The 18,900-nt window shown below is 71.7% G+C and carries 15 protein-coding genes; 11 read left to right on the top strand and 4 right to left on the bottom strand.

Annotated features, from left to right (window positions below; all coding sequences use genetic code 11):
• Positions 1 to 78: 78 nt before the first annotated feature.
• On the bottom strand, positions 79 to 759 hold the full coding sequence (locus tag ACZ573_RS02560) for a DUF1707 SHOCT-like domain-containing protein (RefSeq protein ID WP_471298007.1): 681 nt from the start codon (positions 757 to 759) through the stop codon (positions 79 to 81).
• Positions 760 to 909: 150 nt separating this feature from the next.
• On the opposite strand from ACZ573_RS02560, the gene ACZ573_RS02555 reads away from it, so the two are divergent.
• Positions 910 to 2,574: a fumarate hydratase gene (locus ACZ573_RS02555; protein ID WP_471298004.1), complete on the top strand. Its 1,665-nt coding sequence runs from the start codon at positions 910 to 912 to the stop codon at positions 2,572 to 2,574.
• Positions 2,575 to 2,713: 139 nt separating this feature from the next.
• Positions 2,714 to 3,358, top strand: coding sequence for a hypothetical protein (locus tag ACZ573_RS02550; RefSeq protein WP_471298001.1), 645 nt, complete (start codon positions 2,714 to 2,716; stop codon positions 3,356 to 3,358).
• Positions 3,359 to 3,370: 12 nt separating this feature from the next.
• Here the strand turns inward: ACZ573_RS02550 and ACZ573_RS02545 are convergent, their stop codons facing one another.
• Positions 3,371 to 3,727, bottom strand: a complete 357-nt coding sequence (locus tag ACZ573_RS02545) for a hypothetical protein (RefSeq protein WP_471297999.1) — start codon at positions 3,725 to 3,727, stop codon at positions 3,371 to 3,373.
• A gap of 53 nt (positions 3,728 to 3,780) precedes the next feature.
• Here ACZ573_RS02545 and ACZ573_RS02540 point away from each other — a divergent pair, with 53 nt between their 5' ends.
• Positions 3,781 to 4,548: a glycerophosphodiester phosphodiesterase gene (locus ACZ573_RS02540; RefSeq protein WP_471297996.1), complete on the top strand. Its 768-nt coding sequence runs from the start codon at positions 3,781 to 3,783 to the stop codon at positions 4,546 to 4,548.
• A 382-nt stretch (positions 4,549 to 4,930) separates the two neighbouring features.
• Here the strand turns inward: ACZ573_RS02540 and ACZ573_RS02535 are convergent, their stop codons facing one another.
• A complete protein-coding gene (locus ACZ573_RS02535; RefSeq protein WP_471297993.1) occupies positions 4,931 to 6,436 on the bottom strand; it encodes a ricin-type beta-trefoil lectin domain protein in 1,506 nt (501 codons plus the stop codon).
• Between the two features lie 133 nt (positions 6,437 to 6,569).
• On the opposite strand from ACZ573_RS02535, the gene ACZ573_RS02530 reads away from it, so the two are divergent.
• The 3 genes from ACZ573_RS02530 to ACZ573_RS02520 all read left to right on the top strand — a co-directional run bounded on the left by ACZ573_RS02530 (position 6,570) and on the right by ACZ573_RS02520 (position 11,394).
• Complete coding sequence (locus ACZ573_RS02530; protein ID WP_471297990.1) at positions 6,570 to 7,973, top strand: class II fumarate hydratase; 1,404 nt, start codon at positions 6,570 to 6,572, stop codon at positions 7,971 to 7,973.
• Between the two features lie 112 nt (positions 7,974 to 8,085).
• Complete coding sequence (gene fomD / locus ACZ573_RS02525) at positions 8,086 to 8,805, top strand: cytidylyl-2-hydroxypropylphosphonate hydrolase (RefSeq protein WP_471297987.1); 720 nt, start codon at positions 8,086 to 8,088, stop codon at positions 8,803 to 8,805.
• Between the two features lie 309 nt (positions 8,806 to 9,114).
• Positions 9,115 to 11,394 (top strand): SpoIIE family protein phosphatase, encoded by a 2,280-nt coding sequence (locus ACZ573_RS02520; RefSeq protein ID WP_471297984.1) that lies wholly within the window; start codon positions 9,115 to 9,117, stop codon positions 11,392 to 11,394.
• An 80-nt stretch (positions 11,395 to 11,474) separates the two neighbouring features.
• On the opposite strand, the gene ACZ573_RS02515 is transcribed toward ACZ573_RS02520, so the two are convergent.
• A complete protein-coding gene (locus tag ACZ573_RS02515; RefSeq protein WP_471297982.1) occupies positions 11,475 to 13,745 on the bottom strand; it encodes a transglycosylase domain-containing protein in 2,271 nt (756 codons plus the stop codon).
• Between the two features lie 232 nt (positions 13,746 to 13,977).
• Here ACZ573_RS02515 and ACZ573_RS02510 point away from each other — a divergent pair, with 232 nt between their 5' ends.
• The 5 genes from ACZ573_RS02510 (at position 13,978) to ACZ573_RS02490 (ending at position 18,870) form a co-directional block, all read left to right on the top strand.
• The gene (locus ACZ573_RS02510) at positions 13,978 to 14,886 is read left to right on the top strand and encodes an SPFH domain-containing protein (protein WP_471297979.1); all 909 of its coding nucleotides are present in this window, start codon (positions 13,978 to 13,980) and stop codon (positions 14,884 to 14,886) included.
• A complete protein-coding gene (locus ACZ573_RS02505) occupies positions 14,832 to 15,116 on the top strand; it encodes a type II toxin-antitoxin system antitoxin (protein WP_471297976.1) in 285 nt (94 codons plus the stop codon). Before ACZ573_RS02510 ends, ACZ573_RS02505 begins: the two co-directional genes overlap by 55 nt.
• A gap of 189 nt (positions 15,117 to 15,305) precedes the next feature.
• The gene (locus ACZ573_RS02500) at positions 15,306 to 15,830 is read left to right on the top strand and encodes a PadR family transcriptional regulator (protein WP_471297973.1); all 525 of its coding nucleotides are present in this window, start codon (positions 15,306 to 15,308) and stop codon (positions 15,828 to 15,830) included.
• Positions 15,827 to 16,516, top strand: a complete 690-nt coding sequence (locus ACZ573_RS02495) for an ABC transporter ATP-binding protein (protein WP_471297971.1) — start codon at positions 15,827 to 15,829, stop codon at positions 16,514 to 16,516. Before ACZ573_RS02500 ends, ACZ573_RS02495 begins: the two co-directional genes overlap by 4 nt.
• Positions 16,513 to 18,870, top strand: a complete 2,358-nt coding sequence (locus tag ACZ573_RS02490) for an ABC transporter permease (protein ID WP_471297968.1) — start codon at positions 16,513 to 16,515, stop codon at positions 18,868 to 18,870. Before ACZ573_RS02495 ends, ACZ573_RS02490 begins: the two co-directional genes overlap by 4 nt.
• Positions 18,871 to 18,900: the final 30 nt, after the last annotated feature.

Genomic DNA, 18,900 nt, shown 5'->3' with positions numbered 1-18,900 from the left:
CGCGCTCCGGTGAGCCGTCGGCCGATTTTCGTCGGACCCGCCGTGCGTCCGGCCGACGGCGCGCCGGGCCGTGCGGGCTCAGCCGTCCAGGTGCTTGCGCAGCTTGCGGGCCAGGTCCACCAGGCGGGCGCCGAGTTTGGGCCGCGCCTCGATGTTGCCCAGCAGGGCGAAGCCCCGCACGATCACCACCGGTGCCTGCGGGTCGCTCTCGCCACGGCCCTCGCCGCGCACCTCGAAGTTGCCGAGGACCCCGCTGCCGTAGCCGCGCAGGGTGACGTTCTCCGGGACCAGGACCTCGACGTTGCCGAGGACACAGGTCACGTTGATCTCGGTGACCTGCTGTTCGAAGACCGCCTCGGTGAGGTCGATGTTGATGTCGCCCATGACCGAGATCGCACGGGTGTGCGCGCCCGGCCGCCAGCGGCCCTTGCGGGCCGAGCTGCTGCAGACGGCCACTATGGTCTCGGCGGGGCCGCCCGGGGCGGTGGAGGGGGCCGCGTGGGCGGGCGCGGCATGGACGCCGCCGGGCGCGGGCAGATCCCGTACGAGCACTTCCAGCTCGCCGACGGTCTTGACCGCGTAGAGCGTGTCCAGGCGGTCGGAATGCTCCTCGGCCGTCAGCCGGCCTTCGGCGACGGCGTCGCCGAGGATCTGCGCGATCCGGTCCCGGTCCGCGTCGGAGGCGCGCAGCCCGGCGGGGGCCGCCGTCCCGGGAACGGGGGCGGGTGCGGGGGCGGCGGGGTGCTTTTCCAGGTCCACGACGCCCAGCATAGCCAGACACGATAGATCGCGATACTGCCGAGTGAGCCTTACCTCACAGACACGCCCCCGGCGAGAGGTCCTACGCTGGTTGACCGCGCTGCCAATTGGTCGCCAGCGCCGTCTGCCGAGTGAGGAATGACTGCCGTCATGCCAGAGTTTGCGTACACCGACCTGCTGCCCCTGGGCGAGGACACCACCCCGTACCGGCTGGTGACCGCCGAAGGCGTGTCCACCTTCGAGGCGGACGGCCGTACGTTCCTCAAGGTGGAGCCGGAGGCGCTGCGCAAGCTCGCCGAAGAGGCCATCCACGACATCCAGCACTTCCTGCGCCCCGCGCACCTCGCGCAGCTGCGCCGCATCATCGACGACCCCGAGGCCTCCTCGAACGACAAGTTCGTGGCCCTGGACCTGCTGAAGAACGCGAACATCGCGGCGGCCGGCGTGCTGCCGATGTGCCAGGACACGGGCACGGCGATCGTCATGGGCAAGCGCGGCCAGAACGTGCTGACCGAGGGCGGTGACGAGGCGGCCCTCTCCCGCGGCATCTACGACGCGTACACCCGCCTCAACCTGCGCTACTCGCAGATGGCGCCGCTGACCATGTGGGAGGAGAAGAACACCGGCTCGAACCTGCCCGCGCAGATCGAGCTGTACGCGACCGACGGCGGCGCGTACAAGTTCCTCTTCATGGCCAAGGGCGGCGGCTCGGCCAACAAGTCCTTCCTCTACCAGGAGACCAAGGCGGTCCTCAACGAGGCCTCCATGATGAAGTTCCTGGAGGAGAAGATCCGCTCGCTCGGTACGGCGGCCTGCCCGCCCTACCACCTGGCGATCGTGGTCGGCGGCACCTCCGCCGAGCACGCGCTGAAGACCGCCAAGTACGCCTCGGCGCACTACCTGGACGAGCTGCCCCGCGAGGGCTCCCCGCTGGGCCACGGCTTCCGCGACGAAGCCCTGGAGCAGCAGGTCTTCGAGCTGACGCAGAAGATCGGCATCGGCGCGCAGTTCGGCGGCAAGTACTTCTGCCACGACGTCCGCGTCGTGCGCCTCCCCCGGCACGGCGCGTCCCTGCCGGTCGCCATCGCGGTGTCCTGCTCGGCGGACCGCCAGGCCACCGCGAAGATCACTGCCGAGGGCGTCTTCCTGGAGCAGCTGGAGACGGACCCGGCGCGCTTCCTGCCGGACACCACGCACGAGCACCTGGACGACTCGGCGGACGTCGTCAAGATCGACCTGAACCAGCCGATGGACGACATCCTGGCGACCCTGACCCGGCACCCGGTGAAGACCCGCCTCTCCCTCACCGGCCCGCTGGTCGTGGCGCGCGACATCGCGCACGCCAAGATCAAGGAGCTGCTGGACTCGGGCGCGCCGATGCCGCAGTACCTGAAGGACCACCCGGTCTACTACGCGGGTCCCGCGAAGACCCCCGAGGGCTACGCGTCGGGCTCCTTCGGCCCGACCACGGCCGGCCGCATGGACTCCTACGTCGAGCAGTTCCAGGCGGCGGGCGGCTCCAAGGTCATGCTGGCCAAGGGCAACCGCTCCCAGCAGGTGACGGACGCGTGCGGTGCGCACGGCGGCTTCTACCTGGGCTCGATCGGCGGCCCGGCGGCGCGCCTCGCCCAGGACTGCATCAAGAAGGTCGAGGTCCTTGAGTACGAGGAACTCGGCATGGAGGCGGTCTGGAAGATCGAGGTCGAGGACTTCCCGGCCTTCATCGTGGTCGACGACAAGGGCAACGACTTCTTCCAGAACCCGGCCCCGGAGCCGACGTTCACCCACATCCCGGTCCGCGGCCCGGGTCTGTAGCGCGACAGCCTGAGGGCCTCTCCCCCGTTCGGGGGAGAGGCCCTCAGGCATATCCGCCCATCGGCAGATGGCAGGCCGCAGGGCTCCCGGCGAGGCTGTTCCCGTAGCCGAACGGCCTCACTTTCAAAGGGAGTTCACGATGAAGAACCGCAAGCGCGCCCTTGTCCTGGCCGGAACGGCCGCCGCCCTCGTGGCGACGCTGATCGGCGCGGCTCCGGCCCCCGCGGCTCCGGCCCCAGCGGCGCCGGCCTCAGCCGCTCCGGCCGCGCCGAAGCTCGCCTCGGTGCACGGCGGCGGGACGGTGTCCTACCCCTACGTGCCGAAGGAGCACGACATCCGCTTCACCGTCGACGCCGACGCCGCCCCGTGGAGCAGGCCCTTCCCGGCCCCGGGCGGGGAACAGGGCATGCCGGTCGACGCGCGCGGCAAGGTGACCGTCTACCACGCCATGCCCGACGCGAACTTCACCGGCGTCGCCGAGGCGGAGGTGGACTGCATGGTCACCGGCGGCAGGACGGCCACGATCACCGCGGTGGTCACGTCCTCGAACGTCGGCTGGGAGGGCAAGCGGATCGGGATCAGCGTCCAGGACGGGGAGCGCGGCGGGCCCGACCGGGTGGGCTTCTCGTGGGGCATCGCCAACGTCGACGTGAAGGCCGACGGATCGGTGTCCGAGCCCCGCGTGGGCACCTGCATGGCACCGGCCCCCTTCACCGAGGTCACCAAGGGCGGCTTCAAGGTCACCCCGGCGCCTCTGGCCCCGCGGCCGAAGCCGTCGTCGTAGTCGTAGTCGTAGTCACGGCGTCGGACCCGACAGGTACCGGGCCTCAACGGGGGTGGCCCGGTGCCCCGCCTTCCGCGCGGCCGCCACCTCGGCGATGCTCAGCCCGTACACCTCGCGCAGCAGCGCGATCGGCACCCCGTCGGGCCCGCCGACCGGCAGGTGAACCGTTCCCTCCCGGGCCACGATGCGCTCCCGGACCCGCGGCGGCGGTACGCCCCGGCCGTCGTCGCAGACGTGGACCTCGTACCGCGGGCAGTGCTCGAACCCCGCCCAGTGCAGCTCGCCGTCCCGGATGAACTGCCAGTCCTCCTGGACGCAGTCCTCGCACGGCTCGCAGTGTGAGGTCAGGTACGTCCGCTGTTCAGCCATCCGGGCAGGATGCGATACCGGGACGTCCCACGCATCCGGATAACGTCTCGGGCATGACGCAGATGCATCTCCGCACTGACCGTGCCGTCCGCGTGGTCGCACATCGCGGGGCCTCCGACGAGCACCCCGAGCACACCCTCGCCGCCTACCGGCAGGCCATCGCCGACGGGGCCGACGCGCTCGAATGCGACGTACGCCTCACCGCCGACCACAAGCTGGTGTGCGTGCACGACCGGCGGGTGGAGCGGACCTCCGACGGGCGCGGGGTGGTCTCCGAGATGACCTACGAGCAGCTGTCCGCGCTCGACTTCGGGGCGTGGAAGGGAGCCGGGCACGCCGGGGCCCGGGTGCTGCTCTTCGAGGACCTGCTCCGGGAGGCGCTGGCCGCGCCCCGGCCCGTCGGGCTGGCCGTGGAGACCAAGCACCCGACCCGGGCCGGCGGCCGGCTGGAGGCCGAGCTGGTGCGGATGCTCCGGGAGTACGGGCTGGCCGACGGAGCGGCCGGGCGGGTCGAGGTGATGAGCTTCTCGCGGAACGCCCTGACCCGGCTGCACCGGCTCGTGCCCGGCCTGCCGGCCGTCTACCTGATCGAGCGGCGGCTGCGCCCGGTGCGCCCGCCCTACGCGACCCACGCGGGCCCGGGCATCGACCTCGTACGCCGGGACCCGGGGCTGGTGGCCCGGCTGAAGGCGAAGGGGCTGTCGGTGCGGGTGTGGACGGTGGACGAGCCGCGGGACGTGGAGCTGTGCCTGCGGCTCGGCGTGGACACGATCATCACCAACCGGCCCCGGCAGGTACGGGAGCAGCTGGAGAGCCGCTGACGCGCGGCCCGGCGGCGGCGGCCGTCAGGCCCGCTCCGCCGCGGTGCGCCAGGCTGTGACCGCAAAGTAGCGCCGACCGCCCGCGGGCCCGACGGGACTTTGACGACAGGAGGGCTGCGGCTGCTACGAGGATCGGACTCACCCTTACGTGGAAACGGTCGGAACGGTGGAAACGAGGCATCAGGTCGGCGCCCGCCGGAGGGCGGGGGGCCACCGTCACCCTGCCACAACACCCCCTCCGAGCAGCGGACATGAGTTCGCCGAACACGAGAACGCCCCGCGGGGAATCCGGCCCGGCACCCGGCCCGGCACCGGGCCCGGCATGGAAACACCCGGCCGGGGTGCGCCGGCCGGGCGTGGGGGGTCTGCGGGTGCGGGGCGGTTACACGAAGCGCTGGTTGGCGGACCCGTTGCAGGTCTGCAGGCGCAGCGGCTCGTGGGCGGCGGCCACCGTCAGGCACATGCCCGGGGCGGCGGCGGGGCGGAAGGTGGCACCGTCGCGGACGAACTGCTGATTCGCGCCGCCGTGGCAGTTCCAGATGATCAGACCGGTGCCGGAGCCGTAGTTGGCGCCGGGGGCGTCGAGGCAGCGGTCCTGGGTCAGTTCGATGTGGACGGACCTGCGGACGCTGTCGTACCACCAGCCCTGGTTGCGGCCGCCGTGGCAGTCCCATCCGACGATCTTGGTCTCATCGGCGCTGGAGCCGCCGAAGGAGTCGAGGCAGTTGCCGGTCGCCTCGTTCCTGAGGGCCTTGAACTTGTCGTCCCAGGCGCCGGCCTGCAGGACGGGCGTCCCGGTGCTCGCGGGGTCGGCGCAGGAGGCTTCGCGCAGGCCCGAGTCGTAGAGCTGGGTCAGGCACGACGCGAAGGCGCCGTGGCCGCGGTAGTTGGGGTGGAAGGACTGGCGGGCGGTGTTCTCGTCCCACGGGAAGTGGTCCCCGAGGTCCAGGTAGAGGCCGCGCGCCCAGGTGTCCTCCATGCAGACCTCGTGGCCGTGGAAGAGCCGCGAGTTGTCCAGGTAGACCGCGCCGGAAGCGAGGGCCGCCGCACGCATGCCCTTCTCGAAGGCGGGCACCGCGTAGTTGCGGCCCCAGGCGGCGTCGGAGTCGTAGCCGGCGCAGCCGCCGGGCAGCTTGCCGGGGAAGTTCGGGTTGTCGTAGAAGTCGGGCCCGATGGGGCTGGGGTAGCCCATCACGACCAGCTTGTAGTCGGAGTCGGCGTAGCCGGCGTCGCGCATGACGGTCCTGAGGTCCGCGACGGTGGCCTCCACCTTGGGCTTCAGGCCGTCGACGCGCGCCTGCCAGCCGGGCCCATACTTGGGCTCGCAGGTGCCCTGGCTGAGCACCCAGCGGGTCACGCAGTCGGTCATGACCGGGCCGAACTGGAGGTCGTCGTTGGCCCCGGCGACCAGCAGGACCATCTTGATCTTCGTGTTGCGCGCCTTGACGGCCAGGTTGTCGCTCTGCACCAGCTCGTCGGCGTACTGCTTGCTGCCGCCGATCCTGATGTTGCCGGTGTAGCCGCCGGAGCAGGCGACGTTGAAGGTCAGGTCGGCCGGTATGCCGGTGCGGTGGATCGCCGCGTCGGGCGAGCGGTGGCACTGGTTGTCCGGCGTGTTGGTCGCGGGGTCGTAGTTGCCGACGCCTTCGCCCGAAATCTCGCTGTCGCCCAGCGATATCAGGCCGGTTTTGCGCTCGTTCGGCGGACGTACGGCAGGATCGCCGTAGATCTTGGTGGCCTCCGCGGCCCGGATGGCCTCCAGCTCGGGCGACAGCGGCACGGCGACGGCCCCGGAGGCGGGCGCCGCCTGGGCCAGGGGGGTGATGGCGGTGACACCCCCCAGGGCGGCCGCGATCGCCGCGGCGGCGGCGAAGGTAGATCTGAGCATGGGTCTCGTACGGGCACGTGCCATGGAACGCCTCCCCGGAAGTGGGTGTTACCCCCGGTATTTACTGGCCGGTAGGGGAGTTGGGAACACTTCGAACAAGACAATTGCTCAACTTTTTGAGGAGGCCACAGAAATGACGGATGACCAGCAGGCCGACGCGTTCCGGATCGAGCACGACTCCATGGGCGACGTACGGGTGCCCCGGTACGCCAAATGGCGCGCCCAGACCCAGCGCGCGGTCGAGAACTTCCCCATCTCCGGGCAGCGGTTGGAGCGCGCCCACATCGAGGCACTCGCCCGGATCAAGGCCGCCGCCGCCGTGGTGAACGCGAAGCTCGGCGTGGTGGACCAGGACGTCGCCGACGCGATCCGCTCCGCCGCCGCCGAGGTCGCGGACGGCCGCTGGGACGACCACTTCCCCGTGGACGTCTTCCAGACCGGCTCCGGGACCTCGTCCAACATGAACACCAACGAGGTGATCGCCACCCTCGCCACCGAGCGCCTGGGCCGCGAGGTCCACCCCAACGACCACGTCAACGCCTCGCAGAGCTCCAACGACGTGTTCCCGTCGTCCATCCACATCGCCGCCACCGCCGCCGTCACCGGCGAGCTGATCCCGGCCCTGGAACACCTGGCGGCCGCACTGGAGCGCAAGGCCGACGAGTTCGCGCAGGTCGTCAAGGCCGGGCGGACCCACCTGATGGACGCCACCCCGGTCACTCTCGGCCAGGAGTTCGGCGGATACGCCGTCCAGATCCGCTACGGCGTCGAGCGGCTGCGGGCCGCCCTGCCACGGCTGGCCGAGCTGCCGCTGGGCGGCACCGCGGTGGGCACCGGCATCAACACCCCGCCCGGGTTCTCCGCCGCGGTGATCGCCGAGGTCGCCGCCACGACCGGGCTGCCGCTGACCGAGGCCCGCGACCACTTCGAGGCGCAGGGGGCCCGGGACGCCCTCGTGGAGACCTCCGGAATGCTCCGTACGATCGCCGTCTCCCTCACCAAAATCTCCAACGACCTTCGCTGGATGGCTTCCGGACCGCGCACCGGTTTGGCCGAAATCAATCTCCCGGATCTCCAGCCGGGCTCCTCGATCATGCCCGGGAAGGTCAATCCGGTGGTCCCGGAGGCCGTCCTGATGGTCGCCGCACAGGTCATGGGGAACGACGCGGCCGTCGCCGTGGCGGGTGCGGCCGGCAATTTCGAGCTCAACGTGATGCTCCCGGTGATGGCCAGGAACCTCCTCGAATCGATCCGGCTGCTCGGCAACGTGAGCCGCCTGCTGGCCGACCGTACGATCGACGGAATCACCGCCAACGAGGCCCGGGCCAGGGAGTACGCCGAGTCCTCGCCCTCCGTGGTCACCCCGCTCAACCGCTACATCGGCTACGAGGAGGCCGCCAAGGTCGCCAAGAGGTCCCTCGCCGAGCGCAAGACGATCAGGGAGGTGGTCCTGGAGTCCGGTTACGTGGAGCGCGGCGCCCTCACCCTGGAGCAGCTCGACGAGGCCCTGGACGTGCTGCGCATGACGCATCCCTGACCCGTCCGGCCGCCCCCTCGGGCGGGGGCCGGATCCGGTCGATTCTCATCGCCGAACCCCCCGGTGACCTGCGCCGCAGCGGGCCCGGGGACCCCCGCCCTAAGATCTGCGCATGACAGGTACTTTCAAGCCCGGGAACTCCGCGGCGCGGAGCGCGCCGCGGAGCCCCGCGCAGGGCCCGCGCTGGGCACCCGGGGAGCAGATCCTCTGGCGCTACCGCGATCACGCCCCGGGACTGAAGGGCCCGGTCCACATCTGCCGCCCCGTGACCGTGGTCCAGGACACGGACGAGCTGCTGGCGGTGTGGATGGCCCCTGGCACCGAATGCGTCAAGCCGGTCCTCGCCGACGGCACCTCCGTCCACCAGGAACCGCTCGCCACCCGCTACACCGCGCCGCGGACGACCGTACGGTCGCGCTGGTTCGGCGGCGGTGTCCTGAAACTGGCCCGGCCCGGGGACGCCTGGTCGGTGTGGCTGTTCTGGGGCCCCGGCTGGCAGTTCAAGAACTGGTACGTGAACCTCGAGGAGCCGCGCTCGCGCTGGGCCGGCGGGGTGGATTCCGTGGACCACTTCCTGGACATCGCCGTCTACCCGGACCGCAGTTGGGAGTGGCTGGACGAGGACGAGTTCGCGCAGGCGCAGCGGTGCGGTCTGATGGGCCGTGAGCAGGCCGACCGGGTACGGGAGGCGGGCCGCGCGGCGGTCGGGGTGATCACGGAATGGGGTGCCCCGTTCTCCGGCGGCTGGGAGGACTGGCGGCCGGATCCGGCCTGGAGGATTCCGGCCCTTCCGGAGGACTGGGACGGCACCCCGGCGCATATGACCTCATGAGACCCTTGATGCGCCCCCAGGGTTCAAACGTAGGATCGTCCTCCACGAGATCACGCGCGCGGGACGGTGCGGTGGATGCACCGTTGTGCAAGTGTCGCTCCGCACAAGGGATTTGACCGGAGGTCGGACGCACGACGAGAGGCGACGAGGGGGCGGGGGTCCGCCTGGGGCACCTCCCGGCCGGAGGTGGCGAGAGAAGTTTGGGGCAGGAATCTCGGGGTGATGGTGCCCGGGCCGCTGAGCGGGTATACCGCGACTGACCGAGTTGAGTGCAGCGCACATCGAGCGCAAACGGACGGAAATCCACGCGTGACGGAGTACCCCACCTCCCAGGAGGGCCCGCAGCCCGTCGCCTCCGGCGGAGGTACGGACGAGGCCGGCCACGGCAAGGCGCCCATCGCCGCCACCGAGGCCGTACGCACGCATGCCGCGAGCGCCGGTTCCGGCCCGGCGGCCGATCCGGACGGTGCGGCTGCCGCGGCGGCCTCCGACGTGCGCGCGGCCCGCTCCGCGGCGGGCGCGGGCGGTTCCGCCGGGCTCCCCCGGCCCCGCCGCAACGCGGCCGCCCCCGGCGAGGTACCGGCCGAGCCCGGTGAGGGCGCGGCCCGCCCCCGGCCCGGTGCGAGCGCCCTCGACGCGTCGATCGGGGCGGCCGGGCACGACGGTCCCGCCGAGGCCCCACGCCCGCGCGGCGGGAGTGACGACATGACCGATGACGGCGACGGCCCCGTGGCGGGCACGATGACGAGCGGTGAAGGCGGGGCCGGCCGCCACGGAGGCGGCGCCGGACCGGCCCCAGAGGCGACCGCCGCGCGCCGCGAGGGCGACCGGCTGCGCTTCGTCGGCGCCGCCACCCGGCGGATCGCCCGCGGCATCGACCTCGACGAGATCGTGCTGGGGCTGTGCCGGGCCACTGTGCCGACCTTCTCGGACGCCATCCTCGTCTACCTGCGCGACCCGCTCCCGGTCGGCGACGAGCGGCCCGTCGGCCCGGTCGTTTTAAGGCTCCGCCGCACCGACCGGCTCCGGCCGATCGACGATCTGACCGGCATCAGCAGCACCATCGGCGCGGGGATGGACCTCGCCGGGGCCGCGGGGGCCACCGGCGAGCTCGACTTCAGCCAGTTGCCGCTGGTCGGCCCGCAGGGTGACCTGCCCGCGGCCGAGCTGTGCGAGATCCGGCCCGGCGGCGCGCTCGCCGAGGTGCTGCGCGGCGTACGGCCCGTCTTCGGGTCCTCCGCCGCCGCCCGGGCCGCACTGCCCGAGCTGCTCGGCGTCGACCACCCGCTGCCGCGCGGCAACCGGGCCGTCCTCGCCCCCCTGCGCGGCCGCCGCCGGGTGATCGGCGCCGCGGTCTTCCTGCGCAGCCCCGAGCGGCCCGCCTTCGAGCAGAACGACCTCCTGGTCGCCGCCCAGCTGGCCACCCACACCGCACTCGGCATCGACAAGGCGGTCCTCTACGGCCGTGAGGCGTACATCGCCGACGAGTTGCAGCGCACCATGCTGCCCGACAGCCTTCCGCAGCCCACCGGGGTGCGGCTCGCCTCCCGCTACCTGCCCGCCGCCGAGACGGCCCGGGTCGGCGGCGACTGGTACGACGCCATACCGCTGCCCGGCAGCCGCGTCGCGCTCGTCGTCGGCGACGTCATGGGCCACTCCATGACCTCCGCCGCGATCATGGGGCAGCTGCGCACCACCGCCCAGACCCTCGCGCAGCTGGACCTGCCGCCCGCCGAGGTCCTGCACCACCTGGACGAGCAGGCGCAGCGCCTCGGCTCCGACCGCATGGCCACCTGCCTGTACGCCGTCTACGATCCCGTCGCGCACCGGATCACCATCGCCAACGCGGGCCATCCGCCGCCGGTGCTGCTGCACCTGGGCGGCCGCGCCGAGGTGCTCCGCGTGCCCCCCGGCGCCCCCATCGGCGTCGGCGGCGTGGACTTCGAGGCCGTGGAACTGGACGCGCCCGCCGGGGGCACCCTGCTGCTCTACACCGACGGCCTGGTGGAGTCGCGCCTGCGGGACGTGTGGACCGGCATCGAGCAGCTCCGCGAGCGCCTCGCCACCACCGCCCAGCTGACCGGCCTGGACCATCCGCCGCCGCTGGAGGCGCTCTGCGACGACGTCCTGGACATGCTCGGCCCGGGCGACCGGGACGACGACATCGCGCTGCTCGCGGCCCGGTTCGACGGGATCGCGCCCAGCGACGTCGCGTACTGGTTCCTGGACCCGGAGGAGACCGCCCCGGGCCGGGCCCGCCGGTTCGCCCGCCGCGCCCTGACCCGGTGGGGTCTGGAGGAGCTGAGCGACTCGCTCGAACTGCTGGTCAGCGAGGTGGTCACCAATGCCGTCCGGTACGCGGAGCGGCCCGTGACCCTGCGCCTGCTGCGTACGGACGTACTGCGCTGCGAGGTCGGCGACGACTCGCCGCAGCTGCCGCGCCAGCGCCGGGCCCGGGACACCGACGAGGGCGGCCGCGGCCTGTTCCTGGTCAACCGGATGGCCCGCCGCTGGGGTGCGACGCGGCTCAGCAGCGGAAAGGTCGTCTGGTTCGAGCTGTCGCTGCCGGGGACGCCCGAGCGGCGCTGATCGCCCGACGGCGCGAAGACCGCCGCCCCGCAGCCTTGGAAGGCTGCGGGGCGGCGGTCTGTCGTGGGCCTGCAGGGGGCCTAGCGCTCGGGCACCAGCGGCGGGTCCGGCGGCTTGGGACCGTTGGTCTTGGTCGCCGTGGGCGTCGGGGTCGGCACCGTCGGGGTCGGCGTCGTCGGGGTCGTCTTGGTCGCCGTGGGCGTCGGGGTCGGCGTCGGGGACTGCGGCGGGCTGCTGCTGGCCGCCGGGGCGCTGGAGGACGGCGACGTCGACGGCGTCGGCGAGGCGCTGCGGGACGGCGTCTGCACGGCGCCCATCTCCGCCTCGCTGAGCTGGAACTTGCCCGCGTTGCCCTTGAGGACGGCGAGCGTGTACGCCTTCCAGATCGAGGCCGGGAAGCTGGAGCCGCCCAGTCGGCCGAGGCCGGCCGTACCGGTCAGGGTGACCTGCTTGGCGGTGCCGGGCTCCTCGCCGAAGATCGCGACGACGGTGACCAGCTCCGGGGTGAACCCGGAGAACCAGCCGGAGACGTTGTTCTCGGTGGTACCGGTCTTGCCGGCGGCCTCGTAGGCGCTGCTGCGGACCTTGTTGCCGGATCCGCCCTCGTCGTTGACGACGCCCGTGAGCACCTTGGTGACGGTGTCGGCGGTCTGGCGGCTGATGGCCTGGGAACCGACGGGCTGGGCCGGCGGGACCTCGCGGTCCTTGTGCTCGGCCTTCTTGATGATGGTCGGCGTGACCTTCTTGCCGTGGTTGTCGAAGGTGGCGTAGACGCCCGCCATCTCCACGGTGTTGGCGCTCATGGTGCCGAGCGACATGGCCGGCTTGTCCTCGGGCCAGCCCTCGCGGTCCTTCATGCCGAGGGCCAGGGCCGTCTTCTTCACGTTGCGCGGCTCGACGTCCACGATCATCTGCGCGTAGACGGAGTTGACCGAGAAGTTGGTCGCTTCCTGGACCGTCATCATCGGGGTGCCGAAGTTGCGGTCTTCCTGGTTCTGCGGGGCGAACGGGATGTCGCTGCCGACGACCTGGCGCTTGCTGGTGCCGTCGTAGAGCGCGTTCGGCGTGATCGGCTTGCCGTCCTGGGTCTTCGCCCCGTTCTCCAGCGCGGAGGCGAGCACGATCGGCTTGAAGGTCGAGCCGGGCTGGTAGTCCTTGCGCAGGGCGTTGCTGGACCAGTGGTCCTTCAGGCTCGTGCCGCCGTACATCGCGACGATCGCGCCGGTCTTCGGGTCCACGGAGGTGGCACCGGCCTGCACGCTCTGGTCCTGGGGCTTGCCCTTGGTGTCCTTGCGGTCGAGCTTGGACTCCAGCTCGTCCTGGACGGCCTTCTCCAGCGCTTCCTGCTTCTTGGGATCGATGTTCAGCGTGAACGTCCAGCCACCGGCGTCGATCAGCTTCCTCTCGACGCCCTGGGCGTTGAGCTCGGCCTCGGCCGCCTGGACCAGGTAGCCCTTCTGGCCGTCCATGCCCATCGGCGGCTGCGGCGGGATCGGGTCGGCGAACTTCAGCGTCTGGCGCTTGGCCTCGTCCAGCTTGCCGTTCTCGACCATGTTCACGAAGGTGGCGTTGTAGCGGATCATGATCCGCTTCTTGGTGTCTTCGCTGGCGGTCGACCAGTCGTACTGGCTGGGGGCCTGGACGAGGGTGGCCAGGTACGCGCCCTGTTCCAGCGTCAGCTGGCCGGCGTCGACGCCGTAGTAGGCCTGTGCGGCCGCCTGGATGCCGTACGCGCCGCGCCCGAAGTAGCTGGTGTTCAGGTAACCGGCGAGGATCTCGGGCTTCTTCATGCGCTGGTCGACCTTGAGGGAGATCACCAGCTCCTTGAGCTTGCGGCTCGCCGTCTGATCCTGGGTCAAGTAGTAGTTCTTGACGTACTGCTGGGTGATCGTGGAGCCACCGGCCTTGCCGCGCCCGGTGGCCGTGTTCCACAGACCGCGGGCCAGACCCTTGAAGTCCACGCCCTGGTCGTTGCGGAAGGACTTGTTCTCGATCGCGATGAACGCTTCCTGCACGTCCATCGGGATCTTGTCGATCGCCAGGATCTCGCGGTTGACCTTGCCCTTGCTGGCCATGATCGTGCCGTCTGAGTACTTGTAGACGTTGCTCTGCTGGAGCGCCTGCTTGTTGGGGTCCGGCTCTTCCACCCAGAAGTACAGGGCGACCAGCGCGCCCATGCCGAGCAGGGCCAGCCCGAAGAACGTGCCCAGGATCTTCTTCCAGGTGAAGAAGCGGCGTATGCCGGTGCGTTTGCCGGCACTTCCGCTTCCCTTGGTGCCCTGCGCGCGTCCGCTCGGCGCACGCCGCGCACCGCGCTGCTGCTGCGCCTTACGCACTTCTGCTCGGCCCATCGCTCCCGCTCCGCTCGATTTCCCCCCCGACGTCAGCTCAGAAAGCTAACACCGCAGGCTGTGACAAAAGTTGGCCAACCATGACTAATTACGGTCATTTCGGACGTGAGAATCAGCACCCGCGTCATGGGAACCGACGCCCACCTAAGCCGAAGGGTTGCTGTAGCGCAAAAAAGTGATATCACTTTGCTAGACGGTCCGACCGGCCGCGAGCTGAGAAACGGGGCAAACCATGACGAACGAAAACGCCACCCCTGACGGAGTAAGGGAGTTCACCGCGCGCAGCGTCGGCGGCGGGCTGGCACTTCTGCTCGGTCTCCTGGGTCTGCTGGCGAGTGCGGGTCTGATCGTGGCCGGCTCGGTGGCCACGGCCGCCGCGGCCAAGGCGGCCCTCATATCGCTCGGCGTACTCCTGAGCCTGGTCTCCACGTTCGCGATGTGCGGGCTGAACACGGTGGCGCCGGGCGAGGCACGGGTCGTCCAGCTGTTCGGCCGCTACAAGGGCACCGTCCGCACCGACGGGCTGCGCTGGGTCAACCCGCTGACCTCCCGCGAGAAGATCTCCACCCGGGTGCGCAACCACGAGACGGCCGTCCTGAAGGTCAACGACGCGTACGGCAACCCGATCGAACTGGCGGCGGTCGTGGTGTGGCGGGTCGAGGACACGGCCCGGGCCACCTTCGAGGTCGAGGACTTCACGGAGTTCGTCGAGACCCAGACCGAGGCGGCGGTCCGGCACATCGCCATCGAGTACCCCTACGACGCGCACGACGAGGGCGGCCTGTCGCTGCGCGGGAACGCCGAGGAGATCACCGAGAAGCTGGCGGCCGAACTGCACGACCGCGTCGACGCGGCCGGTGTGCACATCATCGAGTCCCGCTTCACGCACCTCGCGTACGCTCCGGAGATCGCCTCCGCGATGCTCCAGCGCCAGCAGGCGGGCGCGGTCGTGGCGGCCCGCAAGCAGATCGTGGAGGGCGCGGTGGGCATGGTCGAACTGGCACTGACCCGGCTCGCGGAGCAGGACATCGTGGACCTGGACCCGGAGCGCAAGGCGGCCATGGTCTCGAACCTGATGGTCGTCCTGTGCGGCGACCGCGCCGCCCAGCCGGTGGTCAACACGGGAACCCTCTACCAGTGACCCCCGGCGGCGAGGAGAAACCGGCGGGCCGGCAGGCGCGCAAGCAGGTGCTGCTGCGGCTCGACCCGCAGGTGTACGACGCGCTGGCCCGCTGGGCGGGCGAGGAACTGCGCAGCGCCAACGCGCAGATCGAGTTCGTGCTCCGCCGGGCCCTCGCCGAGGCCGGACGCCTCCCCTCGGCCCCCGGCCCCATCCCGCGCCGGGGACGCCCCCCGAAGCCCTCGGAATGACGCGCACGCCCGGTGGGGCCGGATGTCCGGCCCCACCGGGCGTGCGGCGTTCGGGGGGCCCGGCGCCGGCCGGCTCCCGATCCCCTGATCCCCGCCGATCCCCCGCAATCGGCCCTTGTCCGATCCCCGTCCGCCCCTTCGCCCGCCCTCTATACACTCCGCGTATACACGCGGTGTAGAGTCGCGGCCATGTCCATCGGTCACACCCTCCTGGGCCTCCTCGAGGCCGGCCCGCGCCACGGCTACGACCTCAAGCGCACCTTCGACGAGAAGTTCGGCCACGACCGCCCCCTCGCGTACGGGCAGGTCTACGCGACCATGTCCCGCCTCCTGAAGAACGGCCTCGTCGAGGTCGACGGGGTAGAGAGCGGCGGCGGTCCCGACCGCAAGCGGTACGCCATCACCGACGCCGGAATCACCGACGTCGAGGCCTGGCTCTCGCAGCCCGAGAAGCCCGAGCCGTACCTCCACTCGACCCTCTACACCAAGGTGGTCCTCGCCCTGCTCACCGGCCGCCGCGCCGACGAGCTGCTGGACACCCAGCGCGCCGAGCACCTGCGCCTCATGCGCATCCTCACCCAGCGCAAGCGCAAAGGGGACATCGCCGACCAGCTCGTGTGCGACCACGCCCTCTTCCACCTGGAGGCGGACCTGCGGTGGCTGGAGCTCACGGCGGCCCGCCTCGACCAGCTCGCGCGGGAGGTCCGCCGATGATGATCCCGGCCGGTTCCCTCCTCGCCGCGACGGACCTGCGCAAGGCGTTCGGAACCACCAAGGCCCTCGACGGCGCCGAGTTCTCCATCCACCCCGGCGAGGTCGTCGCCGTCATGGGCCCTTCCGGCTCCGGCAAGTCGACCCTGCTGCACTGCCTCGCGGGCATCGTCCCTCCCGACTCCGGCTCCATCACCTATGCCGGACGCGAGCTCACTTCCATGAGCGATGCCGAGCGCAGCGAGCTGCGCCGCACCGAGTTCGGCTTCGTCTTCCAGTTCGGCCAGCTCGTACCGGAGCTGACCTGCGTGGAGAACGTCGCCCTGCCGCTGCGCCTGACCGGCGTCAAGCGGAAGGAGGCCGAACGGACCGCCCTGCACTGGATGGAGCGCCTCCAGGTGGAGGACCTCGGCGCCCAGCGGCCCGGGGAGATATCCGGCGGCCAGGGGCAGCGGGTGGCCGTGGCCCGCGCGCTGGTGACCCGGCCCCGGGTGGTGTTCGCCGACGAGCCCACCGGAGCCCTCGACTCCCTCAACGGCGAACTCGTCATGCAGCTGCTCACGGAAGCCGCCCGGTCCGCGAACGCCGCCGTCGTGCTCGTGACGCACGAGACGCGCGTGGCCGCCTACTCGGACCGCGAGATCGTCGTACGCGACGGCAGATCCCGCGACATGGAGCGGATCGTATGAGCCGGCTCCGGGTATGGGCCCGCGACCTCGCCATGGGCACCCGCTTCGCCTTCGGCGGCGGCCGCGAGGGGTGGACCCGCACCCTGTTCACCGGCGTCGGCGTCGGTCTCGGCGTCGCGCTGCTGCTGATCAGCACCGCGATCCCCGGCGCCCTGGCCGCACGGTACGAGCGCGGCGACGCGCGGTCGACGCTGAACTCCGAGTCGGCCGACGCCCCCGGCCCCGACACCCTGCTGATCACGCGCATCAACCAGACGTACCGGCACAAGGACATCGAGGGGCACATGCTCCGGGCCGAGGGCCCGGACGCCGCGCTGCCGCCCGGCCTGAAGCGGTACCCCGGCCCGGGCGAGATGGCCATCTCCCCCGCCCTCGACGCGTTGCTGAAGTCCTCCGAGGGCGCCCTGCTGCGCGAGCGGCTCGACGCGCGGGTCAGTGAGATCGTCGGCGCCCCGGGGCTGGTCGGCCCCGGCGAACTGTTCTTCTACCTGGGCAGCGACACCCTGCGCAAGGACGGCCCCGAGGACTACCGCGTCCAGCGCATCACCGACTTCGGCTACGACGCGGAGCGCGACGGCCTCGACCCCGTGCTCATGCTGATGGTCGTGCTGACGTTCGTCGCCCTGCTGATGCCCGTGGCCGTGTTCATCGCCACCGCCGTCCGCTTCGGCGGGGAGCGGCGCGACCGGCGGCTCGCCGCGCTGCGGCTGGTCGGCGCCGACAGCCAGATGGTGCGCCGGATCGCAGGCGGCGAGGCGCTGGCCGGCTCCCTGGTCGGACTGGTGCTGGGCACCGGCTTCTTCGCCGTCGGCCGCTCCCTGGTCGGCAGCATCAGCCTCCGGGAGCGCAGTGTCTTCCCCGCCGACCTCGACCCGGCGCCCTGGCTCGCCGTCCTGGTCGCCCTCGCGGTGCCCGCGGCCGCGGTGGCCGTGACCCTGTTCGCGCTGCGCGGTGTGGTCATCGAGCCGCTGGGCGTCGTCCGGACGGCCAAGCCCTCCCGGCGCCGCATCTGGTGGCGGCTGCTGCTCCCGCTGGTCGGGCTCGGCCTGCTGGCGCCGATGGGCGGTCGCGGCAACGACCATGGCAGGTTCAACCAGTGGCAGGTCACGGGAGGCGTGGTGCTGCTGCTGGTCGGGATCACCGTGCTGCTGCCCTGGCTGCTGGAACGTTTCGTCGCGAGGATGTCCGGTGGCCCGGTCTCCTGGCAGCTGGCCGTGCGCCGGCTCCAGGTCAACAGCGGCGCCGCCGCCCGGCTCGTCAACGGCATCGCCGTGGCCGTCGCGGGCGCCATCGCCCTCCAGATGCTCTTCGCGGGCGTGGAGGGCGACTACACCGAGTCGACCGGCCAGGATCCCGGCCGGGCAGCCGTCGCGGTCATCGTGAACCGTGATCCCGGGACGCGCGTGGACGAGCTCGCCCAGCGGATCGCCGCCGTTCCGGGCGTCACCCGCGCCGTCCCACTGACCTCCGCGCAGGCCGCCCACCGGGTGCCCGCGGAGACGACGGTCCAGGTGACCATCGGCACCTGCGACGCGCTCGGCGAGGTCGCGACGCTCGCTTCCTGCGAGGAGGGCGATTCCTTCGTGCTGACCGGCTCCCCCTCGAAGGACTTCTACGGGGACACGGCCGCGCCGGGCGACGAGGTGTTCGTCGGGAACGTCCGGGGGTACGGGGACGAGTACGGGACCGCCGCCGCCCCGCGCGCCCCGGTGAAGTGGAAGGTCCCCGCGGACGCCCGCAAGGTCCCCAGCCGGGAGGACCCCACCGGCCAGCTGCGCAGCGGCCTGCTGGTGACCCCGTCGGCCGCGCCGAAGGAGATCGGCGACTTCCCCGACGCGCGGATCTTCGTCCAGGTCGACGAGTCCGGACCGGACGCCCTGGACCGGGCGCGCAACGCCGTGTTCAAGGCGGACCCGCGCGTCACGGCGATGACGCTGCGGGACAGCACGGAGGCCGCCGGCTTCTCCTCGATCCGCACGGGGCTGTTCTTCGGTGCCACCGCGGTCCTGGTCCTGATCGGCGGCAGCCTGCTCGTCTCCCAGCTGGAGCAGTTGCGCGAGCGCCGGAGGCTGCTGTCCTCCCTGGTCGCCTTCGGCACCAAGCGCTCCACGCTGAGCCTGTCGGTGCTGTGGCAGACGGCCGTGCCGATCGTCCTCGGCCTGGTGCTGGCGGCGGGGGTCGGTGTGGGGCTGGGCGCCGTCCTGATGGGCATGGCCGCCCAGCCGATCCGGATCGACTGGGCGTCGGTGCTCGGGATGACGGCGGCCGGCGCGGGTGTGGTGGTCGTGGTGACCTTGCTCAGCCTGCCGCCGCTGCTGCGGCTGATGCGCCCGGACGGCCTGCGTACGGAGTGACCGCCGCACGCCCCCGACCCGTACGCCCGT

It is taken from the genome of Streptomyces sp. NPDC040545, assembly GCF_055595065.1.
Note: the sequence above shows the minus strand (reverse complement) of the source record. Positions and strands in the feature narration are given on the sequence as shown.

What these genes read in the sequence shown, in the direction of transcription:
- ACZ573_RS02510 (WP_471297979.1), top strand. Translation starts at nt 13,978, where the DNA reads ATGACGAACGAAAACGCCACCCCTGACGGAGTAAGGGAGTTCACCGCG.
- ACZ573_RS02490 (WP_471297968.1), top strand. Translation starts at nt 16,513, where the DNA reads ATGAGCCGGCTCCGGGTATGGGCCCGCGACCTCGCCATGGGCACCCGC.
- ACZ573_RS02515 (WP_471297982.1), bottom strand. Translation starts at nt 13,745, where the DNA reads ATGGGCCGAGCAGAAGTGCGTAAGGCGCAGCAGCAGCGCGGTGCGCGG.
- fomD (WP_471297987.1), top strand. Translation starts at nt 8,086, where the DNA reads ATGACAGGTACTTTCAAGCCCGGGAACTCCGCGGCGCGGAGCGCGCCG.
- ACZ573_RS02500 (WP_471297973.1), top strand. Translation starts at nt 15,306, where the DNA reads ATGTCCATCGGTCACACCCTCCTGGGCCTCCTCGAGGCCGGCCCGCGC.
- ACZ573_RS02550 (WP_471298001.1), top strand. Translation starts at nt 2,714, where the DNA reads ATGAAGAACCGCAAGCGCGCCCTTGTCCTGGCCGGAACGGCCGCCGCC.
- ACZ573_RS02555 (WP_471298004.1), top strand. Translation starts at nt 910, where the DNA reads ATGCCAGAGTTTGCGTACACCGACCTGCTGCCCCTGGGCGAGGACACC.
- ACZ573_RS02530 (WP_471297990.1), top strand. Translation starts at nt 6,570, where the DNA reads ATGACGGATGACCAGCAGGCCGACGCGTTCCGGATCGAGCACGACTCC.
- ACZ573_RS02495 (WP_471297971.1), top strand. Translation starts at nt 15,827, where the DNA reads ATGATGATCCCGGCCGGTTCCCTCCTCGCCGCGACGGACCTGCGCAAG.
- ACZ573_RS02545 (WP_471297999.1), bottom strand. Translation starts at nt 3,727, where the DNA reads ATGGCTGAACAGCGGACGTACCTGACCTCACACTGCGAGCCGTGCGAG.
- ACZ573_RS02535 (WP_471297993.1), bottom strand. Translation starts at nt 6,436, where the DNA reads ATGCTCAGATCTACCTTCGCCGCCGCCGCGGCGATCGCGGCCGCCCTG.
- ACZ573_RS02540 (WP_471297996.1), top strand. Translation starts at nt 3,781, where the DNA reads ATGACGCAGATGCATCTCCGCACTGACCGTGCCGTCCGCGTGGTCGCA.